Source organism: Hyphomonas sp. UBA4494 (genome assembly GCF_002388935.1).
In the GTDB taxonomy this organism is placed as follows: Bacteria; Pseudomonadota; Alphaproteobacteria; order Caulobacterales; family Hyphomonadaceae; genus Hyphomonas.
Genome location: NZ_DGNK01000006.1, coordinates 31,553 through 52,720, shown reverse-complemented (window position 1 = coordinate 52,720; position 21,168 = coordinate 31,553). Strand labels below are relative to the sequence as shown.

At 58.9% G+C, this 21,168-nt stretch carries 23 protein-coding genes and 1 pseudogene; 7 read left to right on the top strand and 17 right to left on the bottom strand.

Annotated elements, in window-relative coordinates:
- Positions 1–16: 16 nt before the first annotated feature.
- The 6 genes from B2P82_RS02995 to B2P82_RS02970 form a co-directional block, all read right to left on the bottom strand.
- A complete protein-coding gene (locus tag B2P82_RS02995) occupies positions 17–1,096 on the bottom strand; it encodes a mitochondrial fission ELM1 family protein (RefSeq protein WP_290495052.1) in 1,080 nt (359 codons plus the stop codon).
- Complete coding sequence (gene greA, locus B2P82_RS02990) at positions 1,097–1,570, bottom strand: transcription elongation factor GreA (RefSeq protein WP_206992448.1); 474 nt, start codon at positions 1,568–1,570, stop codon at positions 1,097–1,099.
- A gap of 67 nt (positions 1,571–1,637) precedes the next feature.
- Complete coding sequence (gene carB, locus B2P82_RS02985) at positions 1,638–4,910, bottom strand: carbamoyl-phosphate synthase large subunit (RefSeq protein WP_290481291.1); 3,273 nt, start codon at positions 4,908–4,910, stop codon at positions 1,638–1,640.
- A gap of 126 nt (positions 4,911–5,036) precedes the next feature.
- Positions 5,037–5,498, bottom strand: a complete 462-nt coding sequence (locus B2P82_RS02980) for a nuclear transport factor 2 family protein (protein ID WP_290495050.1) — start codon at positions 5,496–5,498, stop codon at positions 5,037–5,039.
- A gap of 170 nt (positions 5,499–5,668) precedes the next feature.
- Entirely contained in the window at positions 5,669–6,007 is a 339-nt protein-coding gene (locus tag B2P82_RS02975) for a YMGG-like glycine zipper-containing protein (protein WP_290495048.1), read from the bottom strand.
- Positions 6,008–6,107: 100 nt separating this feature from the next.
- On the bottom strand, positions 6,108–6,842 hold the full coding sequence (locus B2P82_RS02970; RefSeq protein WP_290495046.1) for an MBL fold metallo-hydrolase: 735 nt from the start codon (positions 6,840–6,842) through the stop codon (positions 6,108–6,110).
- Positions 6,843–6,951: 109 nt separating this feature from the next.
- On the opposite strand from B2P82_RS02970, the gene B2P82_RS02965 reads away from it, so the two are divergent.
- Entirely contained in the window at positions 6,952–7,932 is a 981-nt protein-coding gene (locus B2P82_RS02965) for a M48 family metallopeptidase (RefSeq protein WP_290495044.1), read from the top strand.
- On the opposite strand, the gene B2P82_RS02960 is transcribed toward B2P82_RS02965, so the two are convergent.
- Together B2P82_RS02960 and B2P82_RS02955 are read right to left on the bottom strand one after the other, a co-directional pair.
- The gene (locus B2P82_RS02960) at positions 7,929–8,549 is read right to left on the bottom strand and encodes an ElyC/SanA/YdcF family protein (protein WP_290495042.1); all 621 of its coding nucleotides are present in this window, start codon (positions 8,547–8,549) and stop codon (positions 7,929–7,931) included. The two genes, B2P82_RS02965 and B2P82_RS02960, sit on opposite strands and share 4 nt — an antisense overlap.
- Before the next feature lie 71 nt (positions 8,550–8,620).
- Positions 8,621–9,046, bottom strand: a complete 426-nt coding sequence (locus tag B2P82_RS02955; RefSeq protein WP_290495040.1) for an NUDIX hydrolase — start codon at positions 9,044–9,046, stop codon at positions 8,621–8,623.
- A gap of 124 nt (positions 9,047–9,170) precedes the next feature.
- Here B2P82_RS02955 and B2P82_RS02950 point away from each other — a divergent pair, with 124 nt between their 5' ends.
- Both B2P82_RS02950 and B2P82_RS02945 read left to right on the top strand, forming a co-directional pair.
- On the top strand, positions 9,171–9,557 hold the full coding sequence (locus tag B2P82_RS02950; protein WP_290495038.1) for a DUF302 domain-containing protein: 387 nt from the start codon (positions 9,171–9,173) through the stop codon (positions 9,555–9,557).
- 27 nt (positions 9,558–9,584) lie between these two features.
- Positions 9,585–9,983, top strand: coding sequence for a VOC family protein (locus B2P82_RS02945; RefSeq protein ID WP_290495036.1), 399 nt, complete (start codon positions 9,585–9,587; stop codon positions 9,981–9,983).
- 11 nt (positions 9,984–9,994) lie between these two features.
- On the opposite strand, the gene B2P82_RS02940 is transcribed toward B2P82_RS02945, so the two are convergent.
- From B2P82_RS02940 to B2P82_RS02930, 3 genes are all read right to left on the bottom strand, one after another.
- Complete coding sequence (locus B2P82_RS02940) at positions 9,995–10,606, bottom strand: exopolysaccharide biosynthesis protein (RefSeq protein WP_290478529.1); 612 nt, start codon at positions 10,604–10,606, stop codon at positions 9,995–9,997.
- Positions 10,607–10,734: 128 nt separating this feature from the next.
- Positions 10,735–11,028: a DUF8200 family protein gene (locus tag B2P82_RS02935; RefSeq protein ID WP_290481293.1), complete on the bottom strand. Its 294-nt coding sequence runs from the start codon at positions 11,026–11,028 to the stop codon at positions 10,735–10,737.
- A gap of 118 nt (positions 11,029–11,146) precedes the next feature.
- A complete protein-coding gene (locus B2P82_RS02930; protein WP_290478527.1) occupies positions 11,147–11,497 on the bottom strand; it encodes a UrcA family protein in 351 nt (116 codons plus the stop codon).
- A 204-nt stretch (positions 11,498–11,701) separates the two neighbouring features.
- On the opposite strand from B2P82_RS02930, the pseudogene B2P82_RS02920 reads away from it, so the two are divergent.
- Positions 11,702–13,043, top strand: a pseudogene (locus tag B2P82_RS02920) (acyl-CoA dehydrogenase family protein).
- An 11-nt stretch (positions 13,044–13,054) separates the two neighbouring features.
- On the opposite strand, the gene B2P82_RS02915 reads toward B2P82_RS02920, so the two are convergent.
- Positions 13,055–13,963 carry an HNH endonuclease gene (locus B2P82_RS02915; RefSeq protein WP_290495029.1) on the bottom strand — a complete coding sequence of 303 codons (909 nt, stop codon included), beginning with the start codon at positions 13,961–13,963 and terminating at the stop codon, positions 13,055–13,057.
- 168 nt (positions 13,964–14,131) lie between these two features.
- Between B2P82_RS02915 and B2P82_RS02910 the strand changes: the two genes are divergently transcribed.
- Complete coding sequence (locus B2P82_RS02910) at positions 14,132–15,802, top strand: DUF4332 domain-containing protein (protein ID WP_290495026.1); 1,671 nt, start codon at positions 14,132–14,134, stop codon at positions 15,800–15,802.
- On the opposite strand, the gene B2P82_RS02905 is transcribed toward B2P82_RS02910, so the two are convergent.
- The 5 genes from B2P82_RS02905 to B2P82_RS02885 all read right to left on the bottom strand — a co-directional run bounded on the left by B2P82_RS02905 (position 15,799) and on the right by B2P82_RS02885 (position 19,966).
- On the bottom strand, positions 15,799–17,163 hold the full coding sequence (locus tag B2P82_RS02905) for a tryptophanase (protein WP_290495024.1): 1,365 nt from the start codon (positions 17,161–17,163) through the stop codon (positions 15,799–15,801). The two genes, B2P82_RS02910 and B2P82_RS02905, sit on opposite strands and share 4 nt — an antisense overlap.
- Before the next feature lie 178 nt (positions 17,164–17,341).
- Complete coding sequence (locus B2P82_RS02900; protein WP_290495022.1) at positions 17,342–17,848, bottom strand: HdeD family acid-resistance protein; 507 nt, start codon at positions 17,846–17,848, stop codon at positions 17,342–17,344.
- Between the two features lie 81 nt (positions 17,849–17,929).
- Positions 17,930–18,709: a type I methionyl aminopeptidase gene (gene map, locus B2P82_RS02895; RefSeq protein WP_290495020.1), complete on the bottom strand. Its 780-nt coding sequence runs from the start codon at positions 18,707–18,709 to the stop codon at positions 17,930–17,932.
- Position 18,710: 1 nt separating this feature from the next.
- The gene (locus tag B2P82_RS02890) at positions 18,711–18,917 is read right to left on the bottom strand and encodes a ParD-like family protein (protein WP_034812582.1); all 207 of its coding nucleotides are present in this window, start codon (positions 18,915–18,917) and stop codon (positions 18,711–18,713) included.
- A gap of 74 nt (positions 18,918–18,991) precedes the next feature.
- Positions 18,992–19,966 (bottom strand): Gfo/Idh/MocA family protein, encoded by a 975-nt coding sequence (locus B2P82_RS02885; RefSeq protein WP_290495018.1) that lies wholly within the window; start codon positions 19,964–19,966, stop codon positions 18,992–18,994.
- Between the two features lie 194 nt (positions 19,967–20,160).
- On the opposite strand from B2P82_RS02885, the gene B2P82_RS02880 reads away from it, so the two are divergent.
- Together B2P82_RS02880 and B2P82_RS02875 are read left to right on the top strand one after the other, a co-directional pair.
- Entirely contained in the window at positions 20,161–20,583 is a 423-nt protein-coding gene (locus tag B2P82_RS02880) for a hypothetical protein (protein WP_034812575.1), read from the top strand.
- 272 nt (positions 20,584–20,855) lie between these two features.
- Positions 20,856–21,137 carry a hypothetical protein gene (locus B2P82_RS02875; RefSeq protein ID WP_290495016.1) on the top strand — a complete coding sequence of 94 codons (282 nt, stop codon included), beginning with the start codon at positions 20,856–20,858 and terminating at the stop codon, positions 21,135–21,137.
- Positions 21,138–21,168: the final 31 nt, after the last annotated feature.

Genomic DNA, 21,168 nt, shown 5'->3' with positions numbered 1-21,168 from the left:
CACTGTCGACAAAGTATCATTCCATCCAATCCGGCGGCGCGACTTTCGACCCATCGCCGCCCATGTCTGGCTGGGGGTGGCGCTCCAGAAGCTTCTCGACGATTGCATCTGCAACGCGGTCTGCCTCACGCAATGCTGGATAGCTCCATGTTTCCAATGTGCCTCCGAACCAGCGAGCGGCGCCATGATCGATCAGACTCTGGTGCAAGCTGTCGAATTTCTTGGAGCGACCTTCCAGACGCGCGATGTGGATTGGCAAATCATGCCAGGCCGCATCGGACAACATGTTGGCACTGTCCTCTGTCACGATGGCGCAATCGGAAAAAACCAGCCATGCGAGATAGGGATTGTCGCCATCTTCCGGGCCGGCCCAGAACCGGGCTCCGACTTCATCCGCCATCGAACGGAACCTGGATACAATCGGCACAGGCGTGCGGCGCGATGTTGTGATCCGCAGACGCCAGCCTTGCCCCGCCAGGATGCGAAGCTGGGATTCAAGACGCTCGGCAGCAGCATCGGTAAATGTGTGTGTGCGGGAGTTCCCCCCCAGAATGACGATCGCGCTCTTGTTGCGCTCGTCGGCCAGATCGGCAAAGGATTGGCCCGCATCTTCGATCAGGTCAGGGGCAAAATAGGATGGCGAACCGATCGTCTGAATGACGTTCGAGCCGTTTGTCTCGTCATGCGCCGGTGTGACCAGAAGGTCGAAGTTTTCTGAGGGAATCCTTGGGTCGAGGATTTGGACGGTCAGCGTTTTTCCGCCGGACAGTTCCCGCACGGCACGAGTCAGGGCAGCTGAACGACGGCCCGCAGCAATCCAGATCGTTGGCCATGGAGGGGATAGCAGGTCGCGCTGATTCTTCGGCAGGGAAGCTAGGGGAGACGGCCATTTGTCCGCAGGCAACAGGGTCCACGGCAAGCGTGGGCTCAGCGTCAGAGGTTCGGAGCGGTGCGATTCACCATTAATGTGAGCAATCTGAATCCATCGCCGCGTATCACCCAGTGCCTGCAGCACTGCGCGAACCTGAGCGGCATTGCCTGCGCGGCCGTCCGAGACCGCCCAGACGGATGGTCCGAGCGACCCCGCCTCTGCCATTTACAGGTACTCGACCTTGGCAACTTCGTAAGCGCGCGCTCCGGACGGGGCGGCCACTTCGGCTTCGTCGCCTTCTTCCTTGCCGATCATTGCACGAGCAATTGGCGAGGTGACGGAGATCTTGCCGTCCTTCACATTGGCTTCGTCTTCGCCAACGATCTTGTACGTGCTCTCTTCTTCCGTATCGACATCAATCAGAGTCACAGTCGCGCCAAAGCGCACTTTGCTGCCACCCAGCTTGGAGACGTCGATCACGTCCGCGCGGGCAAGCTTGTCATCGATCTCGGCGATGCGGCCTTCGATGAAGCTCTGCTTCTCCTTGGCAGCGTGATATTCAGCGTTTTCGGACAGATCACCATGCGCACGCGCTTCCGCGATCGCCGCGATAATATTCGGGCGCTCAACGGATTTCAGCGTCTTAAGTTCTGACTGAAGCGCAGCATGGCCTTCAGCGGTCATGGGAATGCGTTCCATCTGTGTCACCTCTATTGTTGGCGGCAAGATCGTTGTCTTAATTGGTAATGGCGTCAAGTGGGGCTGATCAGGCCGATTGCAAGGCGCGCACCGAGATTTCCCGGTCTTTCATACTCTCAATGGCCTGCACCGAGGCAATCGAGGAGGCCAGAGTTGTGAAATACGGTATCTTGCGGTTTACGGCAGTCCGGCGAATGGATGCGGAATCTGCAAGCGATGCTGCACCTTCGGTCGTGTTGAAAACCAATTGCACGTTGCCATTGATCATGGCGTCCAGAATGTGCGGCTGGCCTTCGAGAACCTTGTTGATCCGGCTCACTTTCAGGCCTTCAGCCTCCAGAAAGGCAGCTGTTCCGGCGGTGGCGAGGATCGAGAATCCGAACTCCGTAAGCTTTCGAATCGCCGGAACGATGGCCTTCTTGTCGGAATCTCGCAGAGACACGAATACCGTTCCTGAGTCTGGAAGATGGACCCCGACGCCAAGCTGGCTTTTCAGGAAGGCCATGCCGAAATCATCATCCCAGCCCATGACTTCGCCGGTCGACCGCATCTCCGGGCCGAGTTGCGGGTCCACACCGGGGAAGCGGGCGAATGGGAACACCGCCTCTTTCACCGCCACGCGCCGAGGATTGGCCTGGGTCAGGTCGAATTCTGTCAGGCTCATGCCCGCCATTACCTTGGCCGCAATTCCGGCAATCGGGGCACCAACGGCTTTTGCAACGAATGGTACGGTCCGACTGGCGCGGGGATTGGCTTCCAGCACGTAGATTTCGTCATCCTTGACGGCGAACTGAATATTGATCAGGCCGCGAACTTTCAACGCGCGGGCAAGGGCAATCGTTTGCTCGGCGAGGCGCCCCTGAAGTGCAGGCGAAAGCGTATAGGGCGGCAGGGCACAGGCGGAATCGCCCGAATGCACACCTGCTTCTTCGATATGTTCCATGATGCCGGCGACGTGCACATTCTCGCCATCGCACAGCGCGTCCACATCCACCTCGATCGCATCGGACAAATATCGGTCAATGAATAGCGACGCATCGCCGGAATCCTTGGCGACGCTCAGGGCTTCGGCAGCAAATTTGCGCAGGTCTTCATCATTGCGGGCGATTTCCATGGCCCGGCCGCCCAGCACGAAGGAGGGTCGCAGCATGACCGGATACCCGATCTCGTTGGCTTTGACCTCGGCTTCTTCGACAGAGCGGGCCGTGCGGGACGGTGCTTGCTGGATGCCAAGATCGTCGAGCAGGGCCGCAAATTGCTCACGGTCTTCGGCGAGGTCGATGGAGGCCGGGCTGGTGCCAAGAATTGGCACGTTTTCCTGGTCAAGCGTGTTGGCGAGTTTCAGCGGCGTTTGGCCGCCGAATTGTACGATCACCCCGTTCAGCGTGCCGGCCGATTGCTCTTTGTGGATAATCTCCAGAACATGTTCTTCCGTCAACGGCTCGAAATAGAGCCGGTCAGATGTATCATAGTCCGTGGACACCGTTTCCGGATTGCAATTGACCATGATGGACTCGATGCCGATGTCATCCATCGCGAATGCGGCATGACAGCAGCAATAGTCAAACTCTATGCCCTGACCGATCCGGTTGGGGCCGCCCCCAAGGATGATCGCCTTGTTGCGATCTGATGGCAGCGCTTCGCATTCAGCTTCGTCGGCGCCGAACACGGGCTGTTCATAGGTGGAGTAAAGGTAGGGGGTCTTCGCGGCAAACTCGGCTGCGCATGTATCGATACGTTTGTAGACCGGGCGCACGCCGAGGCCGTGGCGTGCATTGCGGATTTCCGCTTCGCCCTTGCCGGCCAGCTTGCCGAGGCGCTTGTCAGAGAAGCCGAGCATCTTCAGGCGCAGCATGCCTTCATGGTCGTCAGGCAGGCCATCCTTCAGGATGCCAGCTTCAACCTCCATCAGTTCCGCGATCTGGCGCAGGAACCATTTGTCGATAGAGGTGATTTGATGAACTTCGTCCACGGATAGACCCTGACGCAGGGCTTGCGCCACCACGCGCAAGCGGTCCTGTGTCGGCACGCCGAGCGCCGTGCGCAAATCAGCTTCTGTGTCGAATGCGATATCATCAAGCCCGGACAGGCCGGTCTCCAATGAGCACAGGGCCTTCTGCAGACTTTCCTGGAATGAGCGACCAATCGCCATGGCTTCGCCGACGGATTTCATCGCCGTGGTCAGTACGGGGTCGGCGCCCTTGTACTTCTCGAAGGCAAAGCGCGGTATCTTGGTGACAACATAGTCAATTGTCGGCTCGAACGAGGCAGGGGTGACACCTGTGATGTCATTGTCCAGTTCATCGAGCGTGTATCCCACGGCCAGTTTTGCGGCGATCTTGGCAATCGGGAAACCGGTGGCTTTCGAGGCAAGCGCAGAGGAGCGCGACACACGCGGGTTCATCTCAATCACGACGAGGCGGCCATCCGCGGGGTTGACCGCGAACTGGACGTTAGATCCGCCCGTCTCTACGCCAATCTCGCGGAGCACCGCGATCGAGGCGTTCCGCATGACCTGGTATTCCTTGTCGGTCAGCGTCAGCGCCGGCGCGACCGTGATGGAGTCGCCAGTATGGACGCCCATCGGGTCGATATTCTCGATGGCACAGATAATGATGGCATTGTCCGCTGTGTCGCGGACCACTTCCATCTCGTATTCTTTCCAGCCCAGCAGGCTTTCATCGACCAGGATCTGCGCCATGGGGGAGGCAGCAAGACCGGACCGGCAAATTTCTTCATACTCTTCGACATTGTACGCAACGCCGCCACCGGTGCCGCCGAGCGTGAAGGCCGGGCGGATGATGGCGGGCAGGCCAACTTCGTCCAGCGCGGCCATGGCGCGCTTCAGGCCTTCGATCCGATCATACTTGCCGTCTTCACTCTTCGGAGACGCGATGATGGCGGCGCGGGGATTTTCGAGACCGAGCCGATCCATCGCTTCGCGGAACAGCTTGCGGTCTTCGGCCATCTCGATGGCTTCGGCCTTTGCGCCGATCAGCTCCACGCCATGCTTTTCGAGGATGCCGGCATAGTGGAGGTCCAGCGCGCAATTGAGTGCGGTCTGGCCACCCATGGTCGGGAGCAGGGCATCCGGCTTTTCAGCCTCGATAATCTTTTCGACAACTTCCGGCAGGATGGGCTCGATATAGGTTGCGTCAGCGAGCTCTGGATCGGTCATGATCGTTGCCGGGTTCGAATTGACCAGGATCACCCGGTAGCCTTCGCTTTTCAGCGCTTTGATCGCCTGCACGCCGGAATAGTCGAACTCGCAAGCCTGCCCGATGATGATCGGACCGGCACCAATAACCAGGATAGAGCGGATATCCGTGCGCTTCGGCATGTTGCTTTTCTCCTACCGGCCAAACGGCTGCTCCATAGCTGGGAGTCGGGGGCGGGGGCAAGACTAAAGGGGTGGGTTTCCGTTATTAGCTGCAATTGACTGTCGCGGGGCGATCAGGCTGCAAGCTCAGAGCGCTCCATTATGGACCGTCGAATGCTCATGAACCAGGTGCCACCCACCTGTGATTTTCTCCCAGACCTGAGAAACTGCCTGCGTCTGGTTCATCACCCCGTCTTCATGGGTGATGCCGCTCAGCTCGGTGAAGAAGTTTGCGGCGGCCATGTCTTGGGTGCGGCGCAAATTGATCGCGGATACGATGCTGATATGCCAGCGCTTGAACGTGTCTTCCAAAACCGGCTGCCAAAGCTGACGATATTGGGCAAGGTTTTGGCTTATCGCGACGTCGCTGCCAAAATCACTAAGCAGGCGGATACACCCAGAGCCTGTGAGGGGTATGGCTTCTCGGTCGGCATGGCCTCGCGGCCAACAGCTGTACCAGGCGCGGATCCTTTCACGGATCGCGCGATCATCTGGCGCAATCCACGGGTCGTCTGAAGCAGTTTTGTTAAGGGGCGTTACCCGTCCCATGAAGTCTCTCCTGTTTAACATAGGTAAAAGGGAAACGCGTTGTCGCGCAGGGCGTTCCGATTTTGGGCGGGGAGAGACCGGGGTGATTTGGCGGCGAAACTGTGCCGCGAAAGAAAAAGCCCCGCATCCAATGGATGCGGGGCTCACCATCACTTTAGTGCCTCGGCTGCTTACCAGCGCGTGCTGTCATTCGGGTAGCGGTCATAGATGTCCGCGCGGCCGTCTCGGTCGATGTCTTTTTCGTCAGCCTGGTCTTTCACGCCCGGCATATCGCAGTCTTCCGACTCCGTGCAGCCCTTTGCTGCGCCAGCAGTGCCGCCCAGAACGGCGCCAATCGCAGCCCCGCGTTGCGCGTCACCATCCCCGACATTATTGCCAATCACAGCACCTGCGGCTGCGCCAGCAGCAGCGCCATAGGCAGCGTTGCGTTCAGTGGTGCCAGTTTGGGTGCAGGCGGCCAGAGCGAAGGCGCTGGCGCCGATAGCGGCGAGTTTCAGATAAGCGGTCATAAGACATTCCTTTCCGTTGTGTACGGGTCAGAAACGTCTCCTTGGTGGCTTGGTTCCGTTGGATTTCCGAGGCTTACGGGATGGTAATACCGTTTGCTTGTCAGCTCCAGCGCTTGGCAAGTTTCTGGTCGGTCGAGCTTGCATCTTGCTTTGCGGCGCCTTGATATCCGGTAATCGTATCTGCCACGAACGGGTTGGTTTGACGCTCTTGGCCAAAAGTGGACAGCGGACCATGACCCGGCACAAACCGCATTTCATTGCCAAGTGGCCAGAGCTTGCCGGTAATCGAGTCGATCAGCTGCTGATGGTTCCCGCGCGGGAAATCAGTCCGGCCGATGGAGCCCTTGAACAGGACGTCACCAACAAAAGCGAGCGCGCCTTCTTTCTGATAGATCACAACATGGCCCGGCGTATGGCCCGGACAGTGTGCGACGCCGAATTTTGTACCAGACAGCTCCAACTCGTCGCCATCATGAAGATACTTGTCCGGAGTCACATTGCGGCCATCAGTGATGCCGTATTTGGCGCCTTGAGCTTCCAGTTCATCCAGCAGCCACTGATCGTCCTCGTGGGGGCCAATGATTGGACAGCCCGTGCGCTCCGACACTTCGGTGGCCGCGCCGGCATGATCCAGGTGGCCGTGGGTCAGCCAGACGCCGACAATCTTCACACCGAACTGCTCTGCTGCGCCCATCAATTTGTCGACCTCGCCGCCCGGATCGATGAAGACGCCTTCCATTGTGTCTGTGGACCAGATCATCGACGTGTTCTGTTGCAGCGGCGTCACGGGAATGATGCGAATTTCGAGCTTCGGCGGGGGAGCTTGGTCTGTCATGTCTCAGAAATAGCGTCCCGACATGGTTTCGTGAAGGTGCAAGCGTGCTTTCCCTCGCGGTTCTTCTTGGTTTAAACGGTTTACCAAGCAGATTTGACGGAGATTGCCCATGCGCCTGCCGCGACACGCCTATGGTCACAAGACGCGCAGTAGCGGGATTGGTGGCCTCTTGCGCAGCCGGTTCAGCCTGATCCTTGTCGGCTTGCTCCTGCTGTTTCTGTATTGGCAGGCCAACCAGACCGAAGTGCCTTTCTCGGGCCGCAAGCAACTGAACACCGTTCCGATCGAGAAAGAGGTGCAGCTGGGCCAGCAGTCCTATATCCAGATACTGAACCAGGAGCAGCAGCAGGGAAATGACGTCCTGTGCGCAGATGGCAACAATTGCGAAGGCACGGAGGCGGAATACACTCAGGCCGTTCGCGAGATTGGCGCACGCCTCCAGCGCGCCGCAGTCGAGCTGGAACAGGATCTCCTGCGCCAAGGCGCCTCCTTCACCCCGGTCGCCGACCAATTCGACTGGACCTACTATGTCGTCGATTCCGATACGCCGAACGCTTTCTGCCTGCCGGGTGGGTATGTTGCGATTTACACGGGCATTCTCGACATTACGGGAAACTATGATGGCAAGGTCGACGCCGAGGATATCAGCGATCTCGACAAGCTGGCCGTGGTGATGGGGCATGAGATTGGCCATGCCCTGGCCCATCATGGTGCTGAGCGGGTCAGCCAGCAACGCGTCGTCCAGTTCGGGCAGATCGCTGTCGGCGTGGGCCTTGGCGACATGGACGCCTCTCAACAGCGCGCCATCATGCAGGCTTTCGGCATCGCGGCCCAGGGTGGCATGCTCGCCTATTCGCGCAAGCATGAGACGGAAGCCGACAAGATCGGGCTCGATCTACTGGTTCGCGCCTGTTACGATCCGCGCGAAGCACCTGATCTTTGGGAGCGGATGGGTCAGATTGGTGGTGGCCAGCGTCCACCGGAGTGGATGTCCACGCATCCGGCGTCCGAAACCCGGGCCGAAAATTTCCGGAAATGGATGCCGGAGGCGATTGCGGAATATGAGCGTCGCTGCGAACCGCTGGGCTAGGCGCTGTCCTCGTCGCCGCGCAGGCGGTCAATAATCGCATCCCGCCAGCTTTCCGGCATCAGGAACAGTGCCCACGCGCCTGCCTCGTAATGTGCACGACGCCAGATATCGAGCGGATTGTACCCGCCATTGGGACAGGCGGCGAGCGCCTTGGCCTGCTTGCCCGGATGGCTGGCATAGACGGCCTTGGCGCGCAGGATATGCATGCAATTGGAGATGAAGACGATCTTCCCACTCTCCGAGGCGCTGGTGGTGTTGGCGAGGCTTTCCAGGCCGGAAATCGTATCGCGGCTCTCGACATCTGCGCTGACCTTCGCGGCCTGGCCGGACCGGCGCGCCGCGAGCAAGGCCATCTCCTGGCTGCCGAGACGGCCTTCCTGGGGGCGATGGCCCCCCACGACTTTCAACTGGTCCAGCTTGCCCGCTTTCAGCAGGGCGACGCCCTTGTCGACCCGTGCAGAGGCATCGGGCACATTGTCGGTATAGAAGATGATCCCGCGTCCCCCCGCCAATTTGCCAGTCTGGTCTGAAAGCCGGGTGACGCCCCAGAAAAGAAGCGTCGCGGCGAGATCTATCAAGACCAGCCAGATCAGCAGGGTTCGGATGCGTCGAATCACAGTCGCTATAATCACCAACTGGTGCCGGCCTGCTAGAGCCGGGCCGCAACAATGACTACATATTTGCAGTTTCAGCCGGTGGGGCCAGCCGGCTCCAGAGAGGCGAGATAATCTTTCACAGGCGTGGTGATCTGGTCTGGCAGGTCATCCAGCGCAAACCAGCCGCATCCGCCATGCTTTTCCGGTTCCATGACACGTGGTTCGCCTGACACGATGCGCGCAGAATAGACTGGCGCAACCCAATGCTTCCCGTCACCCTTGTCGATGGTCTCAGCAATGCAGGCGAGGCCGGTCAGCTCGATGGTGACACCGAGTTCTTCTTCGATTTCGCGCCGGGCGGTGTCCTCGGCGCGTTCGCCAAAATCGATCTTGCCGCCGGGCAGACCCCACGCGCCCGCTTCGGGTTGCTTGAGACGTTGGATAAGCAATATGCGACCGTGCGCATCGCGAATGGCTGCGCCGCAACCGGCGCCGGGAAGGGAGTTAGAATCAGTCATGCTTACCAGTTTACAGGGCCATGGCGCGGTTGGCAGGGCGAAATTGGAACCGTGGCCCGCCGGATCGCATTGCGTTTCTTCACAATTCAACTAGCCTTTGAGGCGCTACTGGAGATGTTTGGCAATGGCCTACACAATCACCCGCACACTGGATGGCATCACGCTCGAAGAAGCCGACAAGCGCACGCGCGCAGCGCTTTCTGGCCACGGGTTTGGGGTTCTCACCGAGATTGATGTCCAGGCGACGATGAAGAAGAAGCTGGATGCCGACATGGCCGGGTACCGCATTCTTGGCGCGTGCAATCCGGACATGGCCTACGAGGCCATCAAGATGGAGCCCAGGGTCGGCGCGATGCTGCCTTGCAATGTCATTCTGCGCGAAGTCGATGGCGGCATTGAGATCAGTGCGATTGATCCGGTCGCGTCCATGCAAGCGATTGAGAACACGGAACTCCATGCCGTAGCCGGGCAGGTGCGTGACATGCTGGCGGAGGCATTGGAGGCGATCTAGCCGATTAGAACAAGTGAGGGGAAAAACATGGCAAAAGTGATTGGGTTGGGTGGACTGTTCTTTCTTTGCAGAGACGTGGATGCGACGCGGGCGTGGTATACGCGGGTACTCGGTGTGCAGATTGACGAATATGGGGGCGCGAGTTTCTCCCAAGCGGATGCTGCTGCACGATTCCCGCAAGGTGCCCGCACGATCTGGGCGCCCTTCAAGGCAGGAAGCGACTATTTCAAACCTTCAGACAGCGACTTCATGATGAATCTGATGGTGGATGACCTCGACGCCATGATTGAGCAAATCAAGGCTGTGGGTGTTGAATTGGAAGGCGAGCCCATGACGGAAAGTTATGGAAAGTTCGCCTGGATCATGGATCCTGATGGCCGCAAGGTCGAACTTTGGCAGCCCATTGAGGCGCAACCCGCGACCTGAAGCGGTAAATCTCAGAACCAGCCAGCCACCCGTCCCCACGGGACAAACAGGAATGTGATGGTAAGAGCGGCGGCCGTTGCCGCGAAGCCGGCAAGCATCAGCGCGCCATCCTTGGCGACGAGTGCCAAACCGAACAGGACAATCGCAACACCCGGCGCTGCGACGGCGAACGGCACGAGTTCCAGAGGGATCATCAGAATAGCGAGCAGGGAGACTGCGATCGCGGCCAGATAGGTGGCCACACGTCCTGTCGCCCAAGCGAGCCGCTCGGTGATCATGCGATCAATGCGTTCCAGCCAGGGTTTCACCTTGTCTTCGGCTTCTTTGAGTTTCGAGGTTTCTATGGATCGTTTCTCAACGAAGGACGGCATCCAGATATGATCGGCGCCAAACAGAATCTGAATGCTGAAAAGCAGGATGATAACCCCGATCACCGCTGGCAGGCCGGGTATTCCGCCTAGCGGCGGCAAGACGACCAGAAGGCCCAGTAATGTGATGATGGGACCAAAGGATCGGTGCCCGAACATGTTGAGCAGATCCCCAACCGAAATCGTGCCTTCGCCACCTTCTTCGATGGCGGTCTCGAGTACGTTCTCCAGCGGATCGCTCTGTGATGCGGGCATGGCCTTCCTCTTGGTTACTCATGGTAACGCATCAAGTCGGCTTGGGTTCGCACTGCGCGTAAAAAAAAGGGCCGCCTGGCATGACACCAGAGCGGCCCGAGGAGAGGTCTGCTATTCAGGAAAGTGCGTTAGCGTGCGGACTTCTTGCACGCTTCAATATCGTCTGCTTCCAGCTTGGAATTGGAGTTTCCGTAGGAGATGATTTCGCCGGCCTTCTTCGCAATCTTCTTGCAATCGCGAACAGAGGCCTTCTTGCGGTCGAGGTCGCCTTTGCAGACAGTGCCTTCGCAAAGCCAAACGGTGCCGATGGCCACGACCTGGCCTTCGTCGACAGGGGCGGCTGTTTCGAAGGTGAATGTGTTGGCGAAAGCTGGTGCGCCGAGCGCAAGGAAGGCTGCGGCGGTGAGAGCGGAACGGATCATGGGAGGATACCTTTCGGTGGGTGGACTTCAAAACAGTGTCGGACCCTAAGCGTCCGTTCGCACTCAATAGCGATTACTGACGAAAACGTCAATCATTCAGCCTTTCTGGCCTTGGTGACTAGTTCGCGTCAGCCAGAATGCGCCTGTTCAGGCCAGAACGCGACACATAGGCTTCGGTGAGCTTCGGGTGGTCAATCTTGTTCACAGCCTGCGCGATAACCTGCGAGACGCACGAATCATCGACACGGGGTGCCTGCGAGACAGGGGCATCGTAGCGGCAGATGGAATCAGCCTGCATTTGCAGGGAATCCAGAACGACTCCGGCCCCGGCACGAGAGTGCAATGCGCTGTTATCATACTGGATTTCTGCTGACACAGTCTGGGCCGGATCGGCCATGGCAGGGGCGGCATAGGCGAGGCCGGCAAGACCGGCAGCGACAACGATAAGAGAGAGGCGGGAAGACGGCATGGGAGGAAACCTTCTTGCAGTTGCGGTCGGTGGTGACCGTAAAGACAGAATATGATCATTGAATAAAAAGTCAATTGTTCAATGATCATATTTTTGTTTCAATCCTGCCGTGGCGGCATAAATTGCCGCGCGGTTTCAGTGCGGTAGTCTCGAAGGTGGAAAAGAGATCGCCGCCGAGGCGACCGCCCAGGAGGACAAAGCATCATGGATTTCAATATCCCGCAGGACATCGCCGATTATCTGACCGTGCTCGACCAGTTCATCGAGGACGAGATCAGGCCGCTCGAACGGCAGGACGACAATATCCGCTTCTTCGACCATCGGCGCGAATGGGCCCGGACTGATTTCGAAAATGAGGGCCTGCCGCGGCCCGAATGGGAAGAATTGCTGCGCGAAGCCAAGCGCCGTGCCGACAAGGCCGGGCATCTCCGCTATGCGCTGCCCAAGGAATTCGGCGGTCAGGACGGCTCCAATCTCGGTATGGCGATCATCCGCGAGCATTTCGCCAAACAGGGCCTCGGCCTGCACAATGATCTCCAGAACGAACATNNCCATAGTCGGCAATTTCCCGCAGATCCTGATGCTGCGCGACTTCGCCCGGCCGGATCAGAAGCATCTTGCCGAAGACGCTTTGAACGGGAAGTTTCTCGCTTGTTTCGGCCTGACCGAACCTGATCATGGGTCCGATGCGACCCATATGGAAACCCGTGCGGTGCGCCAGAAGCGCGACGGCAAGGATGGCTGGCTGATCAATGGCGAGAAGATGTGGATCACCGGCATGCATGTGGCCACGCACATCATGATGTTCTGCCGCACAAGTGGTGAAGATGGCGACGCCAAGGGCATCACCTGTCTTCTCGTACCGGCGCGTGATCCCGGCGTCATCATTGAAGAATACATGTGGACCTTCAACATGCCGACCGACCATCCGCGCCTGACCATCAAGGATGTCTGGGTGCCTGAAGATGCCGTGTTCGGCCCGCCGGAAGGGGGCCTCGCCCTTGCCCAGCATTTCGTGCATGAGAACCGTATTCGCCAAGCCGCGAGTTCGGTGGGCGCCGCGATGTATTGCATCAATGAGAGCGTGCAATATGCCCGTGAGCGCAAACCGTTCGGCAAGCCGCTCGCGACCAACCAGGCGATCCAGTTCCCGCTTGTGGAGCTCGCCACCGAGGCCGAGATGCTGCGCCTGCTGATCTTCAAGACGGCCTGGGAAATGGACCAGATGTCCAAGCCCGACGTTGCGATCCATCTCTCCGACAAGGTCTCCATGTGCAACTACCGGGCAAACCGGCTCTGCTGTAATGCGGCCGACCGGGCGATGCAGGTGCATGGCGGCATGGGGTATTCACGCCACAAACCCTTCGAGCATATCTATCGCCACCATCGCCGCTATCGCATCACCGAAGGCTCGGAGGAGATCCAGATGCGCAAGGTAGGCGGCCACCTCTTCGGCTTCATGGGCCCCAACAAGCACGGCCAGGCCAAGGGCGAAAAAGACGCCAAGGGCAAGAGCACCGAGCCCACCGATTTTGCGGTGCGGTAGGCAGGTTCGATTTAGCTCTTAAAGCAGTTTCGTCTGTGCCATTCTAAGAATGCTGGATGCGGTTGCAGCTTTGGGCTTTCTGGGACGGTTGCTTTGCGGGTTGGCGACATCAGTTGCCACACTCGCTCTGTATCGTTGACCTGTCTCGATACCAAAATATCGAAGTCATTTGATAGGCTGATCAGGCCTCGATCAAACATCCAGTGGATCGTTCCGGATAGGGCGATACCATTTTGTATGTGATCAGGCCCACTGTGCTCAACCGGTTTGATATGTGCAGCCTGGACTTCGGCGCGTCCTCCGCCATTGATGAATTGCATCCCGGTGAAGGCGCAGTGCTTGTCGTATGCATGGATAACGGAGTTTCGAAATATCTTTTTACGGATTGGGCGTGACAAGATTTGTTTGAAGCGCTGACGGTCCTCATCAAAAATAAATGGTTGCGGCTGTTCACGAACACCGTCGGAAGGCGCGTTGTCGTCATCATCTGCATCGAACCTTGGGAGTTCGTCTTCCAAAGGGTTTCCTCTGTGGCAGATTCGAAAGAAGTCCTCATCTGAAACTTCGCGAACGGCCGACTGGACGTAGCCGGACGGTTTATTCGTTCCGGTGCTGAGCCGCGATTCCATGAAACGATTGCCTGTTCGGTAAGGAACAAATTTTTCGAAACCGAGATAGCTGCCGGGTTCCATGTACGCAAAATATAGACTTGGCTGTTTGGGGTCGGGCTGAACCCGGTCCACCTTTGCGATCGCACTATAGCCTGAGCTGCCCTTGCCCCCCAAAAGTTCGTTGTAAACGATCCAATCTCCTACGGTGCGCTCTACAGATTTGAGGTATCTCGCGGGAAAGTGGTACCTTTCGTGGGGGAGATCGTCATAAATCGAGCCGGGTCTGTGCAGGAAAACACCTTTGGCCATTCACTAGTCATCCTTGGTCGCGCACTTCCCTGGTATCTCACCAATTTTAAATCGCAATAGCTTCGCCTAACAAAACTCCCCTCCCGCGCGAATGGTTAATGATGGCGTAACTATCATTAGGCATTTCTCGTTTGATCCAGATTGAATCAGGCGGGAAGGGAGACGGGCATGTCTCTGCTCGAACGAGTAATTCGCGGCCATCGGTGCCGCTCGACGCACCATTATATCGCGATGGACGCGCTGTCGCTCATAGCCTCGGAGGAGGCCGACAAGTGGAAGGACCTGTTCCTGGTTCACCACGAGCACCTGCTCGAAGGGGCCAAGGCGCCGGATTCCAAGTTCAAGGATTTCCGCAACCATGTCCTGCACATTTCCGAAGGGGAGTGGGGCGGCGCGCCGGGCAAGGCGATGGAATGGTATGCGACGGCGGTCGACCATCTCCGTCGCAAGCAATGGAGCAAGGCCGCCTATGCGTTCGGCGTGCTGAGCCATTATTATGCCGATCCGATCCAGCCCTTCCATACCGGCCAGACCGAGGAAGAGGGCACGATGCACCGGGCGGTGGAGTGGAGCATCGCCAAATCCCGCGACAAGATTGATGCCCGCATAGAGACGCTCGGCTATCCGGATGTGCCAGTGCCGGACGGCGCAGGATTCATCGCCGACATGGTCCGCAATGGCGCGCGCCTGTCGCATCCCCACTATCAGACCTTCATTGACCATTATGATCTGGACGTCGGCGTGAAGGATCCGCCCGCCGGGCTGGACGAGACCATGTTCGATGCGATCGTGGAACTGGTCGCCTATGCCACGGCCGGATTCGGCGCGATCCTCTCACGCGGTATTGCGGAGGCTGCTGTCAGCCCGCCCAAGACCAATCTGACCCTTCAGGGCTATATCGAGACACTGGACATTCCGCTGCGCTGGGCAACGGCGAAACTGTCGGATGCGGCCGACAAGCGCACCGTGACGCGGATGTACAAGGAGTATCAGAAGACCGGTAAGGTCATCCGCACCCTGCCGGATGATGACAAGGAAATCCGCAAGCTTCACGCAAAACAAGTTTTGCGCGTTCCGCTGAAAGAGCTGAACAGACAGGAGATTGGCCCAATAGGTTCGAAGAACAAGGCGGTCGAGGAGCGCTTGCTGACCGCACTGATCGAGGATGAGGCCGAGATCGCCGCTGAGGCGACCGTTATTGAAGAGGATGCGGTCGAGGAGGCTGTAATCGAAGCGGCGCCAACCGACGAAACACTTCACCCGGCCGAAGCAGAAGTGCCGCTGGCCGAGGAAGCCCCTCCGCCGAAGAAAAAGGCTCCCCCAAAGGCAGAAGAAGTCTTGTTCGAGCCGGAGCCCGAGGCCGCTGCCCCCGCGCCGCTTGCTGATGATCTTGGCGAGGAGTTCGGCGACGTCGCCCGCCGCAGCCGCATCACCCGCGAGTCCCCCGTGGTCGAGGCGCCGAGCATTGGCAAGAAAACCGCCAAACGCCTGTCGCGCGCGGGGATCACCACGGTGGGTGACCTGCTGGATTGCGATACGGAAGAGACCGTCTTCCTCGTCGATGTGGCCTATATCGACATTGACACGCTGAACGACTGGAAGGACCAGACGATCCTGATGATGGAAGTGCCGGGCCTGCGCGTGCACGACGCCCAGATCCTTGTCGGCGCGGGCATCCGCAATCGCAAGGAACTGGCCGAGGCGCCTGCGCGCACCCTGTTCATGTTGGCGAGTGAATTCCTCCAGACGCCACAGGGGGACCGTGTGATCCGTGATGATGACTACCTCGCCGAAGAGGAAGTCGAACAATGGATCGATATGGCGAAGACGGGCAGCTAGAGCGGCGCAAACTCCGCCGTGAAGTGGCGCATCATGGGCGGCTCTTTCACGATCTTCAGGCCGCGAATGTCATCTTTGCGCTTCACGAGTTCCTCGAACACTTCGACGATATAGTCCGCATGCGACTGGGTGTAGACGCGGCGCGGCATGGCTAGGCGGACAAGGTCCATCCGGGCGGGTTCTTCGGTGCCATCCGGTTTGCGACCGAACATGACTGTCCCGATCTCACAGCCCCGAATGCCGCCTTCCTCATAGAGCGCGCAGGCGAGGGCATGGCCCGGATATTCCAGCGGCGGGATATGTGACAGCCATTCCCGCGCATCAATGAACACTGCATGGCCGCCCGCCGGCTTCATCACCGGCACGCCCAGCGCGTCCAGCCGTTCGGCGATATAGGCATTGGTGCGCACGCGGTAACGCAGATAATCCTCATCCACGATCTCGGTCAGGCCCTGTGCGATCGCGTCGAGGTCGCGGCCGGCAAGGCCGCCATAGGTCGGGAAGCCCTCGGTCTGGATCAGCCGCGTGCGGGCCTGTTCGGCCAGCGCGTCATCATTCAGCGCGAGCCACCCGCCGATACTGGCGAAGGCGTCCTTCTTGGCGCTCATCGTCATGCCGTCGGCCACGTCAAACGTGTCGCGCACGATCTCCTTGATGGAGCGATCTTGCTGGCCGTCCTCGCGCAGCTTGATGAACCAGGCGTTCTCGGCGAACCGGCAGCCATCAATGAAGAAGGGCTTGCCATGCGCATGGGCGATCTCAGCGGCGCCGCGAATATTGGCGAGGCTGACCGGCTGACCGCCGCCGGCATTGTTCGTGATCGTCATCATCACACACGGCACGGCATCGCCGCGCTCACTCATCAACTTGGCGAGGGCGTCCAGGTCCATGTTCCCCTTGAAGGGATGGTCGAGGGAGGGGATCTTGCCCTCTGCGATGGGCAGGTCCAGTGCCTCGGCGCCCGCGGCTTCGATATTACCGCGCGTCGTGTCGAAATGCGTGTTTGACGGAATGACATGACCGGATTTGGCGATCAGCGAGAAGAGGAGGTGCTCCGCCGCGCGCCCTTGATGGGCGGGGATGATGTGCTTGAAGTCCATCAGATCCTTCACGGCCGCTTCGAACCGGTAGAAGCTCGGCGCGCCGGCATAGCTCTCATCGCCAGTCATCACCGCGCCCCATTGCGCCGCGCTCATGGCCGACGTGCCACTATCGGTCAGCAGGTCGATCAGCACGTCATCCGAATGCAGCTTGAACAGATTGTAGCCCGCATCTTTCAGCAGTCGTTCGCGCTCGTCTCGCGTGGTCATGCGGATCGGCTCGACCGATTTGATGCGGAAGGGTTCGATAATGGTCTTCATCTGTCAGCACTCCTGGCTCTGAATGTCCTGGGGGGTGCCGACAACGGCGCACACACAGGACTTATCCTGCGCCGCGGTTGCCTCGTCTTCGTGACGCGACCGCGCTCAGCGCCTGTTGTGAGATGGGTCGAATATCACGTAGCCAGCCCACCATGCAAGATGCCGCGCAGGGCGCTCGTCAGTCGTCAACCACGTCCGACAGGGCCTTGTCCATTGCCAGCAGGGCCACGCCGAAGAACAGCATGTTGATCCCGGCCAATATGCCGATGGCCCAGGCCGCTGTGCTGGGCAGGCCGATCAGGATCAGCGCGCCTGCGATGATGCCGGCAAGGCCTGCTACGATCAGCATGGTCTTGCTGTTGCCGCGCAGACGCGGGCTGTTGGAGGCGAGGGCAAGCTGGACCCCGCCCTGAACCAGGAAGGATACGCCCAGAATGATGGTGAAGGAGATGAGCCCGATCCACGGAAAGACGAGCAGGCTGATCCCGCCAGCAAGAAAGAGCAGGCCGAGCAGCAAATGCTGCGTGCGCCCTTCAAGGCTCGGTCGCCAGGCCCACCAGAGATGCGCCGCGCCCGCAAAGATGATCAGATAGGCGAGAATGAAATTGTAGGAGAGCCCGGCAACATACGGGAAGAGGATTGCCAGCGCCCCGAGGATAACAAAAACGATGCCTGCGATTTTCATGTGATCCGCTCCCGGTCAAATTCAGACCAAGCCAGCTTATCATGTCCTGCCATGCGCTTGTACCGGACTGTGCCGTATTGACTACGCGCGGCGCGCCTGCATGGGTGTCTCGCCCGGACGCAAGGTCAGCACTTCAACACCGGTTTTCGTCACAGCAACCGTATGCTCGAATTGGGCGGAGAGCTTTCCGTCATTTGTCACCACCGTCCACCCATCAGCCTCGGTCGAAACCTGGCGTGTGCCCAAATTGATCATGGGTTCAATGGTGAAGACCATGCCTTCGCGCAGCTTGAGGCCGGTGCCCGGCTTTCCGAAATTGAGAACCTGTGGATCCTCATGCATTTCGCGGCCAATGCCGTGCCCGCAATACTCCCGTACGACAGAACAGCCATTTTTCTTGGCATGGCGCTCAATCGCAAAACCGATATCGCCAAGGTGCGCGCCGGGACGTACCTGTCCAATGCCTTTCCACATGGCTGTCTCGGCGATCCGAACAATTCGCTTGGCGGCGGCTGAGACATTTCCGACCATGTACGTCTTGCTTGAATCCGCGATGAAGCCGTTCTTTTCGAGGGTGATATCAAGATTGATTATATCGCCATCCCGGATGATCTCATCCGAACTGGGCACGCCATGACACACGACATGATTGATTGAGCAGTTCAGGACGAATTTGAAGCCATACTGCCCTTTGCTTGCGGGGCGGGCGCCGAGGTCTTCGGTGATGAAGCGGTCGACCAGATCGTTGACCTGTAGCGTCGACATGCCAGCCAGGTCCTGCTGGTCCAGCATTTCGAAAACGGATGCCAGCAGTTTGCCAGAGATGCGCATCAGCGCGATCTCGCTCGGCGTCTTTACCATGTCAGGCGACCTTCAGGTCGGCCAAGGGCGCATCGGCCGCTTCGAGCTGCATCTTCACAATGTCATTGAAGGAGAGCGTTGGATTGGCTTCGGCGAGCCGGCCGATTTTAATCCAGAATTCGGCTTGCGCATTGATGGATCGACACATGACCCCGCTCGCCCGCCGGACTTCTTCATGCAGGTCATTGTCGATCTTCACGATACCCATGTTTGCCCTCGATATGAATTATATACATACCGTATACGTTTTGTATATTCATGCGACAAGCGAGCCTGGACGCTTTATCGGGGCGAGAGGCCTGCCGCTGCATAGATTGCGTCGATCACGGTCATGTTGCCGATCGCGTCGGCGCCACCGGTCAGCGGCACGGCGCGTCCGGCCATCACGTCCATGACATGGGCCAATTGGTGCTCATAGGTGATCATGCCGTCGGCCGTCTCGGTGCGTTCGTGGCCGCCTTGCCGGATGGTGATCTGGTGGCCGCGATGCGGGTGTACCGGGTTCAGCAAGGAGACACAGCCATCCTTGCAGACGATTTCGAGCCTGATATCGCGGTCCACATCTTCTGCCATACTGCATTCCACAATTGCTGACGCGCCGCTCGAAAAACCGAGATGTGCCTTGGTGCCGATATCAACACCGGGCCGGTCGCACTGCGCACTGGCCGACAGCACATCGGGTTCTGCGTCCGCAAGGTTGCGGATCATGTGGACCGAGTAGCAGCCCAGATCCATTAATGCGCCTCCACCGAGTTCCAGCGTATGGCGCAACTCGCCCTCGCGATACGGGATCGACACATTGAACACCGCCTCCATGGTCTTGATCGCGCCGAGGTCTCCGTTGCGGACAATTTCCAGCACGCGCAGGAAAGCCGGGTGGAAGCGATAATGAAACGCCTCGATCAGTGGCTTGCCGGCCCGGTTGGCGGCGTCGACCATGCGCGTGGCTTCGGCGGCGTTCATGGCGAAGGGCTTCTCGCACAACACCGCCTTGCCAGCTTCCAGCGCAGCGATGGTCAGATCGGCATGGCGGTGCGGGGGCAGGGCGTTGTAGATCAGGTCGACATCCTTGCGGCGCACCAGCGCGTCGTAATCGGTCTCAACATGCGCGATGCCGTGCGCTTCGGCATAGGTGCGCGCCTTGTCCGCGTCGCGCGCTGCTACGGCGACGATTTCGCAATCATCACGTTTTGCAGAGGGCTCGATGATGGCCTTGGGGCCAATCTTGGCGGCGCCGAGTATGCCGATACGGATCATGAAAACTCCTTGGGACGTACGGATGAGGGGTCAAAGGTAAATGATTTGGGGCGGTTTGTTTACCCGGCCCTAATGCATCTTAACGCTCTTGGTCGCATTTGCCTTGCACAGCAATGCGCCCGGTAACCAAGCGGTAAGCACAATGAGGGTTAATGATAATTCCGAAGCCGTTAATCCTAGGAGTGCCATCGCACATGTTGAACGATCTTACAGCACACCTCGCCCGGCATAATGGCCTCTCGGAGGACGCGTCCCGACAAGCCCTCGGCATTGTCCTGAACGCAGCAGAGCGTCAGGATTCCCCCTTCGCCACGGCTATGTTCAAGACCATTCCGGGCGCACGCGCCCTGTCGGCCCGCACAGGCAGCACGATCGGCGCCCCGGTTGGAGAGATTGCTCGCCTGATCGAACAGACGCCCGGCGGCAAGCGCATTGTCGCGCAATCCATGATTTCCGAACTCCACAAGCTGGGTTTGGACCACAAGGCCATCGGCCTGCTATTGCCGAGTATTTCCACTTACATGGACGAGCACCATGCCCTGGTCGGCTTTGGCCATCTGGGTGACCTCATCGGGTCGGACCTCGACGCGGTCGCAGCTGCGGCCCAAGCCGCCTGATCTGGCTCGAAAGACAAGCTTTGGATGAGCCGCCGCGAGGGCGGCTTTTTCATGCGCGAAACTTTTTTCGTTTTCTGCGGAACCAAGCCAACTGAAGAGCGTAAACCTTGTATCTTGCAGGCAGACACCCCCCTGACACTGTCAGTTGCCTCAAGACGTTCCCAATATGGGGCCAAGTCGGTTCTCCCTCTCTTCCCCCCAACCGGCTTGGCCCTTTTCTTTTGGAACGGGCCTGTCTATGTGCAAGGCCAGTGATTGAGGGCTTCCACCACATGCAAGACGTAACCACTCTGAAACCGGACGAACGACTGGCGCTGGACCTGATGGCGGCGATACGTGCCGATGCCGAAGCGATCTGCGCTCCCAATCCGGTGGAAATGGTTTCTGTCACGATCGACGTGTCCTCTGAGGCGGCTCAAGGCGCCGATGTCACGTTGGAGCCCAAGGTTGACCGGCAAACTCGCACGATCCTGTTCACCGGCGGCATGGCCCGCCAAGGTGACAAGCCCCTGATGAAAGCAACTGCGGTCTACCGGATTTTGCCAGAGACGTAGCGGCCCTGTCGCAGCGTTTGCCGACGCGTTC

Excerpts from the sequence above, each read along its gene's own strand:
- B2P82_RS02995 (WP_290495052.1), bottom strand. The coding sequence starts at position 1,096 with ATGGCAGAGGCGGGGTCGCTCGGACCATCCGTCTGGGCGGTCTCGGAC.
- greA (WP_206992448.1), bottom strand. The coding sequence starts at position 1,570 with ATGGAACGCATTCCCATGACCGCTGAAGGCCATGCTGCGCTTCAGTCA.
- carB (WP_290481291.1), bottom strand. The coding sequence starts at position 4,910 with ATGCCGAAGCGCACGGATATCCGCTCTATCCTGGTTATTGGTGCCGGT.
- B2P82_RS02980 (WP_290495050.1), bottom strand. The coding sequence starts at position 5,498 with ATGGGACGGGTAACGCCCCTTAACAAAACTGCTTCAGACGACCCGTGG.
- B2P82_RS02975 (WP_290495048.1), bottom strand. The coding sequence starts at position 6,007 with ATGACCGCTTATCTGAAACTCGCCGCTATCGGCGCCAGCGCCTTCGCT.
- B2P82_RS02970 (WP_290495046.1), bottom strand. The coding sequence starts at position 6,842 with ATGACAGACCAAGCTCCCCCGCCGAAGCTCGAAATTCGCATCATTCCC.
- B2P82_RS02965 (WP_290495044.1), top strand. The coding sequence starts at position 6,952 with ATGCGCCTGCCGCGACACGCCTATGGTCACAAGACGCGCAGTAGCGGG.
- B2P82_RS02955 (WP_290495040.1), bottom strand. The coding sequence starts at position 9,046 with ATGACTGATTCTAACTCCCTTCCCGGCGCCGGTTGCGGCGCAGCCATT.
- B2P82_RS02950 (WP_290495038.1), top strand. The coding sequence starts at position 9,171 with ATGGCCTACACAATCACCCGCACACTGGATGGCATCACGCTCGAAGAA.
- B2P82_RS02945 (WP_290495036.1), top strand. The coding sequence starts at position 9,585 with ATGGCAAAAGTGATTGGGTTGGGTGGACTGTTCTTTCTTTGCAGAGAC.
- B2P82_RS02940 (WP_290478529.1), bottom strand. The coding sequence starts at position 10,606 with ATGCCCGCATCACAGAGCGATCCGCTGGAGAACGTACTCGAGACCGCC.
- B2P82_RS02935 (WP_290481293.1), bottom strand. The coding sequence starts at position 11,028 with ATGATCCGTTCCGCTCTCACCGCCGCAGCCTTCCTTGCGCTCGGCGCA.
- B2P82_RS02930 (WP_290478527.1), bottom strand. The coding sequence starts at position 11,497 with ATGCCGTCTTCCCGCCTCTCTCTTATCGTTGTCGCTGCCGGTCTTGCC.
- B2P82_RS02915 (WP_290495029.1), bottom strand. The coding sequence starts at position 13,963 with ATGGCCAAAGGTGTTTTCCTGCACAGACCCGGCTCGATTTATGACGAT.
- B2P82_RS02910 (WP_290495026.1), top strand. The coding sequence starts at position 14,132 with ATGTCTCTGCTCGAACGAGTAATTCGCGGCCATCGGTGCCGCTCGACG.
- B2P82_RS02905 (WP_290495024.1), bottom strand. The coding sequence starts at position 17,163 with ATGAAGACCATTATCGAACCCTTCCGCATCAAATCGGTCGAGCCGATC.
- B2P82_RS02900 (WP_290495022.1), bottom strand. The coding sequence starts at position 17,848 with ATGAAAATCGCAGGCATCGTTTTTGTTATCCTCGGGGCGCTGGCAATC.
- map (WP_290495020.1), bottom strand. The coding sequence starts at position 18,709 with ATGGTAAAGACGCCGAGCGAGATCGCGCTGATGCGCATCTCTGGCAAA.
- B2P82_RS02890 (WP_034812582.1), bottom strand. The coding sequence starts at position 18,917 with ATGGGTATCGTGAAGATCGACAATGACCTGCATGAAGAAGTCCGGCGG.
- B2P82_RS02885 (WP_290495018.1), bottom strand. The coding sequence starts at position 19,966 with ATGATCCGTATCGGCATACTCGGCGCCGCCAAGATTGGCCCCAAGGCC.
- B2P82_RS02880 (WP_034812575.1), top strand. The coding sequence starts at position 20,161 with ATGTTGAACGATCTTACAGCACACCTCGCCCGGCATAATGGCCTCTCG.
- B2P82_RS02875 (WP_290495016.1), top strand. The coding sequence starts at position 20,856 with ATGCAAGACGTAACCACTCTGAAACCGGACGAACGACTGGCGCTGGAC.